Here is a 12,366-nt window from a genome sequence, read left to right as displayed (position 1 = left end):
GTGAAGGGAATGCGGGTCGAGGAGCGGGGAAGGAGGGTGGCGAACATGGGTGGGGTACGAAAGCTCCTGATGGCATGTGTGCTGCTCGTCGCGCCGGGGGCGCTGGCGGCAAGCGTGCTGGACTCCTCGCTGCGGCTCACCGCCGAGGAGCGCTATGACGATGACCTGCGGCTGGCCGAGGGCGGTGAAGGTCAGTTCATGACCAAGCTGACGCCTCGCCTGGGGCTGGAGCTGAAGGATCCACGCTCCACGGGCGAGGGCTTCTACGCCGCGGACCTGCTGATGCGGCACGGCTCGGGCAAGGCGACGCTGGACCACCGGGGTGGGCTGGATCTGCGGCACACGCTGACCCGGCGGCTGCGGCTGGACTTCACCGGCCGCATCTTCCGGGTGACGGATCCGACGTCCCTGCCTCGCGATGGCCTGGCGCGCTCGCTGGAGCCCATCGTGTACGGCAAGGCGCGGCTCGGCCTGTCGGGCCGTGTCACGCAGCGGCTGGATGTGCGCGCCACCTATGCCTTCGAGGGCGCCAAGGTCTACGAGGAGGGCCGTGAGCCGGGCTTCGTTCACACGCCCACGCTGGAGGCCTGGTACCGCAGCACCCGGCGGCTCACGCTGGGGCTCGAGTACCGCTACCAGGGCTTCCTCTTCGGGGACTCCTTCTCGGACGCGCACGGTGCCTTCGCGGGCCTGCGCTACCGGCTGACGCGGCCGACGACGCTCACGCTGCGCGGTGGGCCCGTCCTCTATCGCCCCGAGCCGGGGAAGGTGGAAGTGCTGCCTCGCATCGCGGTGGAGCTGGCGCGCGAGGGGGAGCTGTTCGATGTGGGGTTCACGCTGGGGCATGACCTGGTGGGCGCCAGCGGCTTCACCAACACGTTGTGGGCGGACTACGCCTCGCTGGTTCTCGCGCGGCGCTTCAACGCCAGGTGGTCGGTGTACGGCGGGGGCAGCTTCTTCCGAAACGGCCGCGCGCCGGGGGAGGGCGCCTTCAGCCTGAAGAACACGGAGTTCGTTTCGCAAGGGTATGCAGTGGGAGGCGGCATCGAGTACCGGCTCAACCGGTACCTGACGCTGCAAGGGGCTGTGGACCGCATCGCCCAGGTGGGCGCGGACGAGGAAGCGGCCGGAGTCGATGACCTGGCACGCAACGTCGCTGCGGTTCGGTTGATGCTCTCGGCTTGGTAGTGCACCTGTGTAAGGAGGAGGAGCGGATCATGGAGCGTGGGATGACGGCGGACCAGGTGCTCGTGGCCCTGTGGCGCCGCAAGGCACTGGTGGGGGCCATCGCAGCAGCGGTTTTCGCGGTGGGAGCGGCCGTCGTAATGACCCGGCCGAGCATGTACGAGGCGTCTTCGGTGGTCCGCGTGGAGCCACAGCGGCCCGGCGAGGAGATGGTGCAGCGCACCGTGAGCGAGCTGATCGAACAGCGCCTGCTCACCGTGCGCCAGGAGCTGATGGCGCGGCCGGTGCTCCAGAAGGCCATCGAGGAGATGAACCTCTACCCGGAGATCGTCTCCGAGAAGGGGATGGAGCACGCGGTGGCGCAGATGCGCAAGGACCTCACGATTCGCGTCGAGGGTGAGAACGCCTTCGAGCTGACGTACGCGAACCGCGATCCGAACGTGGCCTCGCAGGTGGCCAACCGGCTGCCGGCCCTCTTCGCGGAGGAGACGCTCAAGCTGCGTCAGGCCCAGGCCCGGCGCGCCACCGAGCTCTTCAAGGGCGAGATGGATGCGCTGGCCCAGGACGTGTCCAAGTGGGAGCGCAGCATCGCCGAGTTCAAGATTCGCCACGGCGGTGAGCTGCCCGAGCAGATCGAGATGAACATGCGCGGCCTGGAGCGCATCAGCCACCTGATGCAGACCAAGTCCGAGGAGCTGCGCGTGGCCGAGGCCCGCCGTTCGGACCTGGCCCGTGCCCGTAACGCCGCGGACAGCGAGGCCGGTCGCCTCGAGGCCGCCGAGAACGGGCTCACCCGCGCCCTGGTCGCCGCCCGCACCTCGTGGACGGAGGACCACCCCGAGGTGAAGCGCCTCAACAGCGAGCTGGAGACCATGGCCGGCAAGCGCAAGGACGCCGAGGGCCGCATGGTGGCCGAGCGCAACGAGCGCACCCGCGTGGGCACCCTGATCGAGAACATCCAGGCGGAGATCCAGGGCCTGCAGAAGGACGCGGAGATGTACCAGAAGCGCCTGGACAACACCCCGAAGTGGGCCCACGAGCTGGCGGTGATGAACCGCGACTACGAGATCGCCCGCACCAAGTACCAGAGCGTGGTGTCGCGCAAGGTGGAGGCGGAGATCGCCGAGGAGCTGGAGGCCAAGAGCTCCAAGAGCCTCTTCAACGTCATCTCCCCGGCGGGCGTGCCCGTCACGCCTGCTCGGCCGGATCGCCTGGCCGGCATGCTGATCGCGCTGCTGGTGGCCCTGGGCCTGGGCGTGCTCACCGGCGTGGTGCTCGAGATGCGCGACGACAGCATCCGCGACGGGCACGAGCTGCGCGAGCGGCTCACCCTGCCGGTGCTGGCGGTGGTCCCGAACATGCAAGGTAAGACGGAGAAGCGGGTGTTGATGCCTTCGTCCGGTACGCGGAACGGGATTTCTTCCCCGACCACACTGAACTGAGGCTGAAAAAAGGACTGAGGGAGACGGAAATGGACAGGACGATAGAGCGGGCGGGCAACTTCCTTCCTCGGGTGGACGAATCAGCGGGAAACCCGAACGCCGTGGACCGTCGGGTGGTGACCCTGACGGCCCCGGCCTCGGCGGCGGCCGAGCAGTACCGGACGCTGTACTACCGGCTGGAGCGGATGCGGGAAGTGAAGCCGATGAAGGTGATTGCCTTCACCTCGGCGATGCCCGGTGAGGGCAAGACGGTGACGGCGGTGAACCTGGCGCTGGCGGCGGCGCGGGCCAATCCGGATCGGCGCATCCTGCTGATCGACGCGGATCTGCGGCGCTGCCAGGTGGCCACCACCCTGGGCATCCGTGCCCAGAAGGGTCTGTCGGAGCTGCTGACCGACGACGAGTGCCAGGTGCGGGACGTGGTGCGGCGCTTCCACGCCACGCGGCTGGCGGTCATCCCCGCGGGGGGGACGCCCGAGGAGCCGACGCAGGTGCTGGCCAGTGGGAAGATGAAGCAGTTCCTCAAGGCGGTGCGCGACAACTTCGAGGAGGTGTACATCGACCTGCCGCCCACGCTGCCCTTCGCGGATGCGGGCATCCTGGCCCACCAGACCGACGGGGTGATGATGGTGGTTCGCGCCAACGTCACGCCGACCAAGGCGGTGAACCAGGCGGTGGAGCAGCTCGGCGGCGCGCCGCTCCTGGGCTGCGTGCTGAACGGGGCGGAGGTGAGCACCACTCCGTACCTGAAGAACTACATCAAGAAGTAATGAGGTTGTGGTGCCCCACCGCTCTCCGCTCGCGCAGGGAGGGCGGTGGGGGTTTGTCGAGCGCGATGGGGCTGTCGATTCCGGTGGGTGGGTTGGAGGGTTGAGCGTGCTTCGGGTTTTTCACCATTATTTCTCTGCCAGGAAACTCACGTTCTTTCTCGCCGAGAGCTCGGCGATTGCCCTGGCCTGTGTGCTGGGTGCCGCGGGGTGCGCGTGGATGTTCGCGCCAGCGGGGACTCGGCCGCCGCTGATGGCGATGGGGCCGACGCTGCTGGTGCTGAGCGCGGCGTTCGTGCTCGCCTTCCAGTTCACGCTGTACCTGTTGGACCTGTATGACCTGCGCGTGGCCGCCGAGGATCGGCAGCGCGGCTATCGCTTCCTGAAGGCTGCGGGTGTCACCGCGGCGGTAGTGGGCATCGCGATGCTCGCGGTGCCGCTGGTGTACCCGGTGCAGCTGCCTCCCGGCACGCTGCTGGGTGGCGCGATGGGCGCGCTGGCCGGCACCATGGCGGTGCGCGTGTCGCTGCGCGCGGTGGTGGGGGCTCCCTCGCCGGTGCTGCTGATTGGGGACGGCTTCAAGGCGCGCGCCGTGGCCAAGGCCATCGAGGAAGGTGGCGAGGGCAGCTACCGCGTGGTGGCCATGGTGGATCCGCGCCGCGACGGCGTGGGGGCGTTGGACGAGATGGCCACGCGCCTGAAGGTCGAGTACGTGGTGCAGGCCGCCGATGACATGCGCGGCGCCAACTGGGTGGACTCGCTGCTGCGCTGCCGGTTGTCGGGCATGCGCGTGTATGACGCGGCGGGTTTCTGCGAGCGCGTGCTGCGCCGCATCCCCGTGCAGTTCCTGCGCGCCAGCGACTTCGCCTTCGCCGATGAGCTGACCGTGTCGCCGGTGCGGCGGGCCTTCAAGCGGGTGTTCGACGTGGCCGTGGCCTCGCTGCTGCTGCTCCTGGCCTCGCCCTTCCTGGTGCTGGTGGCCGTGGCCATCAAGCTCGACTCGAAGGGCCCGCTCTTCTATCGCCAGGAGCGCGTGGGCATCAGCGGCAAGTCCTACTGGCTGTGGAAGTTCCGCAGCATGCGCACCGACGCGGAGAAGGACGGCGCGGTGTGGGCGCGCACCAATGACGACCGCGTCACGCGGGTGGGTCGCTTCATCCGCAAGACGCGCATCGACGAGATTCCGCAGGTGCTCAACGTGCTGGTGGGCGACATGAGCTTCGTGGGGCCGCGGCCCGAGCGCCCGGTCTTCGTCGAGCAGCTCAAGAAGCAGATTCCCTTCTACGGGCTGCGCGAGGCGGTCAAGCCGGGCATCACCGGGTGGGCGCAGATCTGCTACCCGTACGGCGCCTCGGTGGAGGACGCGCGCAACAAGCTCGAGTTCGACCTGTATTACGTGAAGAACGGGTCGCTGTTCCTGGACATCGGCATCATCTTCCACACCGTGCGGCACGTGCTGCTCGGGAGGGGAGCGCGGTAGTCGGGCGGTTGGCGAGTGAGTGGAGTGGGCATCGTGGAGCGGGTGGGAAGGGGTCGGGGCATGTCGGCGATGGATCTGGATTCGTCTCTGCAGGAGGCATGGAGTGAGGAGGCGAGGCGCGCCCAGCAGCGGGGGCGCAATGAGCTGCTACAGCCTCAGGTGCAACGCCCCACGCGCATCGTCGCCATGGGCGGCGGCACGGGGCTCCCGGTGGTGCTCCGGGGCCTGGCGCGCAAGGCGGACCCGAAGCCCGGGGACCCGGGCGTGGACATCACCGCCGTCGTCACCATGAGCGATGACGGGGGCAGCTCCGGTCGCCTGCGCCGCTCTCAGGGCGTGCTGCCTCCGGGCGATGTCCGCAACTGCCTGGTGGCGCTGGCGGGCGGCAAGACGGCGCTGGCCGAGGTGTTCCAGTACCGCTTTGGCGGGGCCAAGGGCCTGGCTGGGCACGCGGTGGGCAACCTGCTCATCGCCGCGCTGGCGGAGCTGAAGGGCGACTTCATGGAGGCGGTGCGCGTCTCCGCGGAGATGCTCGGGGCGCGGGGCCAGGTGCTGCCGTGTACGCTGGCGCCGGTCCAGCTCGTGGCGAAGATGACGGACGCCACCGAGGTGGTGGGCGAGCGCAACATCGTCCGCGCCCAGGGCCGGGTTCACCGGGTGTCGCTCAGCCCGCGTTCGCCTCCGCCCTCCGAGGGGCTGCTGGAGGCCATCCACAGCGCGGACCTCATCGTCATCGGCCCGGGCTCGCTCTACTCGAGCGTTATTCCCAACCTGCTGGTGGACGGGGTGGCCCAGGCGCTGCAGGAGACGCGGGCGCTCAAGGTCATGGTGGCCAACCTCATGACTCAGCCCGGGGAGACGGACGGCATGACGTGCCTGGACCACGTCCGCGCCATCATCGAGCACGCCGGGCCGGTGCTGGACGCGGTGCTCATCAACGGCACGACGCCTCCTCCTGAGTCCATCCAGCGCTACGCGCGCAAGGGTGCCTACGTGATTCCCGTGGATCGCCGCGAGCTGATTACCGCGGGCGTCATCCCCGTGGAGGCGGACCTCCTCAAGGAGGGGTCCAAGATCCGACACGACGGCCGGAAGATTGCTCGCTGCCTGCTGAAGATGGCGCGCAGCGGCTTGTAGCCGGCTTCGACCATTCCCACCTTGCACGCGCGCGGCGGCCCCCGAGGGCTGTCCGCGCGTTCGGGAGTTCTGCACACATGGAAGCCAGACAGCTCACGCCCGCCCCGAGTGTCCAGGAGATATCGGACCGGGCCGGGTTCATGGCGCTGGAGCCGGAGTGGAACGCGCTCGTGGAGGCCACGGCCAACGAGCTCTTCTACCGGCACGAGTTCCTGCGCATCTGGATCGATAACTTCGCGCCTTCGGCCCAGCTGCGGGTCCTCACCCTGCGGGACGGGGAGGGGCGCCTGACGGCGGCGCTGCCGCTGATGGCCGAGCGGACGACGATGTACGGGGTGCCCGTGCGGCAGTTGTCGGGCACGGCCAACCCGCACTCGTGCCGCTTCGACTTGATTGCCCAGGAGCCGGAGGCCGCGGCGGCGATGTTCCTGGCCTGGCTGCGCACGGACAAGAGCTGGGACGTGCTCCGGCTCACCGACGTGCCAGAGGGCGGAGCGGGCTGGTACCTGCTCGAGGAGGCGCGCGCCGCGGGGCTGGGGACGGGGACGTGGGAGTCGCTCCAGTCGCCCTATGTCCCGCTGCCGGCCACACGGGAGGCCTACCAGGCCACGCTCCAGTCCAAGTTCAAGGCGAACTGCCGGCGGCGGCGCAAGAAGCTGGAGGAGAAGGGCCGGCTCACGGTCGAGCGGGTGGAGGGCGGCCTGGAGCTGGAGGCGAAGCTGGAGGAGGGCTTCGCGCTGGAGCAGAGCGGCTGGAAGGGCCAGCGCGGCACGGCGATGGCGCAGGACGCGGGCACGCGGGGCTTCTACACGGAGCTGGCGCGGGACGCGGCCTACGCGGGCCGGCTGTCGCTCTACTTCCTGCGCCTGGATGGGCGGCCGGTGGCCTTCCAGTACGGGCTCACCTACGGCGGGCGCTACTTCCTGCTCAAGCCGGGCTACGACGAGAGCCTCAAGGAGTGCAGCCCGGGCCAGCTCTTGATGGACGAGGTGCTGGCCGACTGCATCTCGCGCGGCCTGCGCGAGTTCGACTTCCTGGGGCCGGACATGGTGTGGAAGCGGGACTGGACGGACAAGGTCCGCCGCCACACCTGGGTCTCCATCTTCAATGACTCCGCATTCAGTCGCGCGCTGTGCGCGGCCAAGTTCCGCTGGGTCCCCGCGGCGAAAGAGGTGGTGGCGCGATGGAAGAAGTGACGCTTTCCCAGAAGCTGTTCGTCCCCTCCCTGCCCACGCTCTGGCCGAGCATGTTGTTGGGGCGCCCGCGGTCGAGCTCCTTCCAGCCGTTCGCCGCGTCGAACGTGCGCTATTTCTACTTCGCCCGGAACGCCGTCTGGCTCACGGTGAAGATGCTGGGGTTGGACAAGGGCGAGGTGCTGATGCCGGCCTACCACCACGGTGTGGAGGTGGGGGCCGTCGTGGACGCGGGCGCCACGCCGCGCTTCTACCGCGTGGGCAGCCGGTGGGATGTGGACCTGGAGGACGTGGAGAAGAAGATCGGCCCGAACACCAAGGCCCTCTACCTCATCCACTACGCGGGCTTCCCGGGCCCGGCGGCGGAGATGCGCCAGATCGCCGATCGCCACGGCATTCCCCTCATCGAGGACTGCGCCCTGTCGCTGCTGTCGGCGGACGGCACGGTGCCGCTGGGGACGACGGGCGATATCGGCATCTTCTGCCTGTACAAGACGCTGCCGGTGCCCAACGGGGGCGCGCTGACGATCAACGGCCCTCGGCAGTACAGCCTGCCGGAGCCGCCGCTGCCGCCCAGCGTGTCCACGTTCAGCCACACCGTGTCCGCGCTGCTCCAGAACCTGGAGCTGCGGGGTGGGGCGATGGGCAGGGGGCTGCGCAGCCTCGTCCGGAGCGTGGGCCACGGCACGGTGAAGGCGGCCAACATCGAGCGCGTGGCCACGGGGACGCAGCACTTCAACCGGGACCACGTGGACCTGGGCATGAGCCCGCTGACCAAGCGCATCGCCCTGGCGCAGGACATGGAGGCGATCGTCGAGAAGCGGCGGCGCAACTACTTCTTCCTGCTCGGGCGGCTGCGGGACATCTCGACGCCGCTGTTCAACCAGTTGCCGCCGGGAGTGAGCCCGCTCTTCTATCCGCTGGTGGTGCAGGACAAGGCGGAGGTGATGGGGAGCCTGCACGCGCAGGGCATCGACGCCATCGACTTCTGGCGGCGCTTCCACCCGGCGTGTGACGCGACGGCCTTCCCGGAGGTGGCGCAGTTGCGGCGCTCCATCGTGGAGATTCCGTGCCACCAGGACCTGTCGCCCGAGGTGATGGCAGCGGTGGCCGCGGCGGTGCGCGAGGCGGTGAAGTCGGACCGTCGCACGCGCAAGCGCACCGGCTGAAGCCCCGATTGATGAGGTCGACACGATGATTCGTGAATCCGAGGTGACGCCCGAGCCACAGCTCTCGCAGTGGCTGCGGGTGGATGTCGTCCACGAGCTCTCCACGCTGGCCCGGATGCGCGCCGAGTGGGACGCGCTGCTCGACGCGAGCGACGCGGGGCCCTTCAACGCCTGGGAGTGGCTCTATCCCTGGTGTCGCCGGATCGCTCCGGACCGCCGGCCGTTGATCTTCACGGCCCGTGACCGCACCGGCGCGCTGGTCGGGTTGATGCCGCTGGGCTTCGAGCTGCGCCGGGTCATGGGCCGGCTGGTGGGCCGGCTCGCGTTCCTGGGCGAGACGCACATCGGCAGCGACTACCTGGACGTGGTGGCCCGCCGGGGCCAGGAGGAGGCCGTCACCCGCGCCTTCGCCAACGCCCTGCGCGAGACGCACGGGAGCTGGGACGTGCTGGACCTCACGGACCTGCGCGAGGACTCGCTCACCGTGAAGGTGCTGCGCGAGACCTTCCCGGACCTGGAGGTCGGCGTCACCGACCGCTACGTGTGCCCGTACGAGACGTTCACGCCGGGCGAGCCCTTCGATGCCTTCCTCAAGCGCACGGGCCGGCGGGACAACTACCTGCGCCGGCGCAAGTGGCTGGAGAAGCAGGAGGGCTACCGCATTGAGCGCACCGAGGCGCCCGGAGCGCTGGCGGCGCCGATGACGGACTTCTTCCGCCTGCACGCGGCGCGCTGGGCCGCGGACGGCGGCTCCCAGGGCATCAAGGGCAAGGGCGTGGAGTCCTTCCACCGCGACGCCACGCAGCTGTTGGCCGAGCGGGGCCGGCTGCGCCTGTACACGATGAAGGTGGGCAGCCAGGCCGTGGCCTCCGTGTACGGCATCGTCCACCGCGACACGTTCATCTACTTCCAGTCCGGCTATGACCCGGCCTGGCGCAACAAGAGCGTGGGGCTGGTGCTCGTGGGCGAGACCTTCAAGGACGCGCTCGAGGCGGGGCTCACCGAGTACGACTTCCTGCGCGGCACCGAGACGTACAAGTCCGACTGGACGACGAAGCAGCGGCGCACGGTGTCGGTGCGCGTCCACGCCTCCACGGGGGCGGGAGCGTGGTTCACCCGCCACGAGTCGGCGGCGCGCTCGGCCCGCGAGGTGCTCAAGCGCGTGCTGCCGGAGGACACGGTGGAGCGCATCCGCCGGCTGCGGCGGCGCCGGGCCGCCGTGTAGGGCTCAGGGCTGCTGGCCGGCGACTTCCTGGCGGAGCTGCGCGATGGCGGCCTCGAGCTGCGGCGGCTGCATGTTGCGCGGCACCTCCACGGCGAAGCGCTCGAAGTACGCCAGCGCCTTGGCCCGGTTGCCGGACTGGATGTGGATGAAGCCCAGGAACAGCAGGGCCTCCTGGGCGCCGGGGTAGGTGTCCGCCAGCGTCTCCAGCTCCTGCTCCGCGCCCGGCACATCGCCGCGAATGGCGCGCAGCACGCCGCGGTGGACCCGCGACTCGATGTGGAACGGATCCAGGGCGAGCGTCCGGTTCGTCAGCCGCTCGGCCTCCTCGGGGCTCTGGCGCCGGATCATCTCGTGCGCCACCAGCGCCGCGGACTCCAGATCGTTCGGGTTGGCCTTCAGGCGCTCCTGGGCCTCGGCGAGCTCCTGGTCCTCCTGGCTCATGCCCTGCGGCTGGCCCGGGGCGCCCTCGGCACCCGGAGGCACCCGGCCCGTGGCCTCCATGCCCTCGTCGCGCGGGCGCTGCTCGGAGACGAGCAGATAGCCCAGGGCCCCGAAGAACGTGACGATGGCCGCGCCCCACAGCGCGCCCATGAGCTGCGGGTGGGTCGCGGCGAAGCCCGTGGGCGCCGGGGCCGTGGGGGCGGGCGCCGTGGAGCCGGAAGTCCCCGGAGCGGGGCTCTTGCGCTGCTTCACGTACTCATCCCGGGCGCGCAGGGCGGCGGCGGCCTCGAGCTCCAGCCGGGACTTCTCGGCGGCGAACTGCTCGGGGGAGAGGTTGTGCTTGTCGGCCACCAGCTCCTTGAGCTGCTCGATGAGCGACTGCGCGCGCCGGTCCAGGTCGTCCAGCACGCCGTCGCGCTGCGCCTCGGGCGCGGGGGCGGCGCGGTTCTTTCCCCGCTGCAGCAGCAGGTAGGCGACTCCGCAGAGCAGGGAGATCGCCAGGGCGATGAGTCCCGGCCACCAGTTGGTCGGCTGCGTCATTGATCCAGCTCCCGGCGAATGGCCTGCAGGTACGGGTCCTCCGCCTCGGCGGACGCGGGCGGTGTGGCGGCAGGCGTGGCCTGGGCGGAGGCGGGCGCCGGCTCACGTTTGACCTGCTTCAGGATGATGAGGAGTCCGCCCACGAGGAGGAGGAGGGGGCCCGCCCAGACGAGCCAGTTGAAACCCTCCTTGGTGGGCTCCAGCAGCACCCACTCTCCGTAGCGCTCCACGAAGTACGTGATGATCTCCTCGTCACTCTTCCCCTCGGCGACGAGCTCGCGCACGGTGTCGAGCTGGGCGCGGGCCATGGAGGCCGGGCTGTCGGCGATGGAGACGCCCTGGCACACGGCGCAGCGCAGCTCCTTGCCGAGCTTCTGGACGCGCGCCTCCAGGACGGGGTCCGCGAGAGGATCGCTCCCGGCCTGCTGGGGAGCGAACTGGCCGGTGACGAGACCGGCGGCGAGAGCGAGGGAGAGGAGGGCGGCAGTCATACGGGGTACCCGGGCGCGGATTACCTAGCGCCGCGGCGCAGTGTTGCACAGCGAAACCTTCAGGAGTGGACCGGCCTGCCCAGCGTGCCCCCCGCCCGCCAGGCTGGGAGAGGAGCGCGAAGGAGCCTCCGGCGCCAAGGACTCAGCCCGGCATGTCCTCGTCGTTCGGGTTGGTCGGAGGGCCATAGTCGTCCTCCGTGGGGTAGTCGTCCTCGGGGGGATAGTCCTCGGCGTAGGCGGGGGCGGGCTCGTCGCGCCCCAGGGCCGTCATGACCGCCATGAGGCCCACGGGGATGAGCCCCGCCAGGAACATGATGGGCCCCACCTTCAGACGCATGTTCATCAGCACCCAGGCCAGGGCGATGACCGTGAGCCCCGCGGGCACGAAGCGCAGCCACTCGGGACGGTCCTCCTCGGGCCGCAGCATGGTGATGACCAGCACCGCCAGCAGCGCGAGCTGAATCGTGGACGCCACCGGCCGGCTGGCGCCCGTGGTGTGGACGTCCTCCAAGCCGCTGTAGACCACGTCCCCGAAGGGCCGGGGCGAGGTGTCCACGCGCCCCGCGATGGAGGAGGCAGCGGCGCCTGCGCGGCCGAAGTCGATGTTGATCCACGGGAAGAGGAGCGCCAGCATGCACACCGCCACACCGGCCAGCGCCAGCACCCGAGGCACGCGCAGCAGTGAGCGCGGATCGAAGCGCTGGGCATAGCCCTGGGGCCCCAGGAACACCTTGCGCCACTGGTCCCGGGCCAGCAGCACCGTGCCGCCGATCCACAGCAACGGCTGGACGCTGAACTCCAGCATGGGCAGGCACAGCCCCACCGACAGCGCCGTGTACAGCGCCGGCACCAGGGGAGGGTGGAGCGACTCAGGGATCCACGCCATCGCCGTCTCGCCGGCGGCGCGCAGCTCCCGCGCCACCACGAGGATGCTGCCCAGCAGCATCGCGAAGGACCAGAACGGACCCACGCCGGCCAGGGCGGGGATGATGGAGAGCCCCAGCGCCACCAACTGCAGCGCGATGCCCAGCACCGTGGGCGAGTGCCCCGGCACATGCGCCAGCCACTTGGGCCCGTGGTAGGGCGGCTTCTTCGGCTCGTCCGAGAACGGGTCCTCGGTGCCTTCGCCCCCTTCGCCCACGGCGGCGATCATCCCCGTGGGAGGCTTGTACTCGGGCATCCGCCCGCCACAGTTCTCGCAGTAGCGCAGCCGCGGCTCCGCGGCGACCTCGCCGCAGTCCGGGCACTTGGGCAGGGGCGGGGCAACAACGCTTCGGGGAACCTTGGGGGGCACGG

At 70.0% G+C, this 12,366-nt stretch carries 11 protein-coding genes; 8 read left to right on the top strand and 3 right to left on the bottom strand.

Going from position 1 to position 12,366, the window contains the following annotated elements; translation table 11 throughout:
* The first annotated feature begins 45 nt into the window (after window positions 1–45).
* The 8 genes from SYV04_RS30405 (at window position 46) to SYV04_RS30370 (ending at window position 9,598) form a co-directional block, all read left to right on the top strand.
* Entirely contained in the window at window positions 46–1,188 is a 1,143-nt protein-coding gene (locus tag SYV04_RS30405) for a hypothetical protein (protein WP_321549460.1), read from the top strand.
* A 29-nt stretch (window positions 1,189–1,217) separates the two neighbouring features.
* Window positions 1,218–2,627: a GumC family protein gene (locus SYV04_RS30400; protein WP_321549459.1), complete on the top strand. Its 1,410-nt coding sequence runs from the start codon at window positions 1,218–1,220 to the stop codon at window positions 2,625–2,627.
* Window positions 2,628–2,656: 29 nt separating this feature from the next.
* A complete protein-coding gene (locus tag SYV04_RS30395; RefSeq protein WP_321549458.1) occupies window positions 2,657–3,397 on the top strand; it encodes a CpsD/CapB family tyrosine-protein kinase in 741 nt (246 codons plus the stop codon).
* Between the two features lie 106 nt (window positions 3,398–3,503).
* Entirely contained in the window at window positions 3,504–4,874 is a 1,371-nt protein-coding gene (exoE, locus tag SYV04_RS30390; RefSeq protein WP_321549457.1) for a polyisoprenyl-phosphate hexose-1-phosphate transferase ExoE, read from the top strand.
* 60 nt (window positions 4,875–4,934) lie between these two features.
* Window positions 4,935–6,011 carry a gluconeogenesis factor YvcK family protein gene (locus tag SYV04_RS30385; protein ID WP_321549456.1) on the top strand — a complete coding sequence of 359 codons (1,077 nt, stop codon included), beginning with the start codon at window positions 4,935–4,937 and terminating at the stop codon, window positions 6,009–6,011.
* 77 nt (window positions 6,012–6,088) lie between these two features.
* Entirely contained in the window at window positions 6,089–7,207 is a 1,119-nt protein-coding gene (locus tag SYV04_RS30380) for a GNAT family N-acetyltransferase (protein WP_321549455.1), read from the top strand.
* The gene (locus tag SYV04_RS30375; protein WP_321549454.1) at window positions 7,195–8,373 is read left to right on the top strand and encodes a DegT/DnrJ/EryC1/StrS family aminotransferase; all 1,179 of its coding nucleotides are present in this window, start codon (window positions 7,195–7,197) and stop codon (window positions 8,371–8,373) included. Before SYV04_RS30380 ends, SYV04_RS30375 begins: the two co-directional genes overlap by 13 nt.
* 25 nt (window positions 8,374–8,398) lie before the next feature.
* On the top strand, window positions 8,399–9,598 hold the full coding sequence (locus tag SYV04_RS30370; protein WP_321549453.1) for a GNAT family N-acetyltransferase: 1,200 nt from the start codon (window positions 8,399–8,401) through the stop codon (window positions 9,596–9,598).
* A gap of 3 nt (window positions 9,599–9,601) precedes the next feature.
* Here the strand turns inward: SYV04_RS30370 and SYV04_RS30365 are convergent, their stop codons facing one another.
* The 3 genes from SYV04_RS30365 to SYV04_RS30355 all read right to left on the bottom strand — a co-directional run bounded on the left by SYV04_RS30365 (window position 9,602) and on the right by SYV04_RS30355 (window position 12,364).
* Window positions 9,602–10,579 (bottom strand): tetratricopeptide repeat protein, encoded by a 978-nt coding sequence (locus tag SYV04_RS30365; RefSeq protein ID WP_321549452.1) that lies wholly within the window; start codon window positions 10,577–10,579, stop codon window positions 9,602–9,604.
* The gene (locus SYV04_RS30360) at window positions 10,576–11,070 is read right to left on the bottom strand and encodes a cytochrome c-type biogenesis protein (RefSeq protein ID WP_321549451.1); all 495 of its coding nucleotides are present in this window, start codon (window positions 11,068–11,070) and stop codon (window positions 10,576–10,578) included. The genes SYV04_RS30365 and SYV04_RS30360 overlap by 4 nt, the downstream gene beginning before the upstream one ends.
* A 142-nt stretch (window positions 11,071–11,212) precedes the next feature.
* Window positions 11,213–12,364 carry a hypothetical protein gene (locus tag SYV04_RS30355; protein ID WP_321549450.1) on the bottom strand — a complete coding sequence of 384 codons (1,152 nt, stop codon included), beginning with the start codon at window positions 12,362–12,364 and terminating at the stop codon, window positions 11,213–11,215.
* Window positions 12,365–12,366: the final 2 nt, after the last annotated feature.

It is taken from the genome of Hyalangium ruber, from assembly GCF_034259325.1.
In the GTDB taxonomy this organism is placed as follows: Bacteria; Myxococcota; Myxococcia; order Myxococcales; family Myxococcaceae; genus Hyalangium_A; species Hyalangium_A rubrum.
The sequence above is the reverse complement of the archived record's forward strand: the minus strand, read 5'-3'. Positions and strand labels throughout refer to the sequence as shown.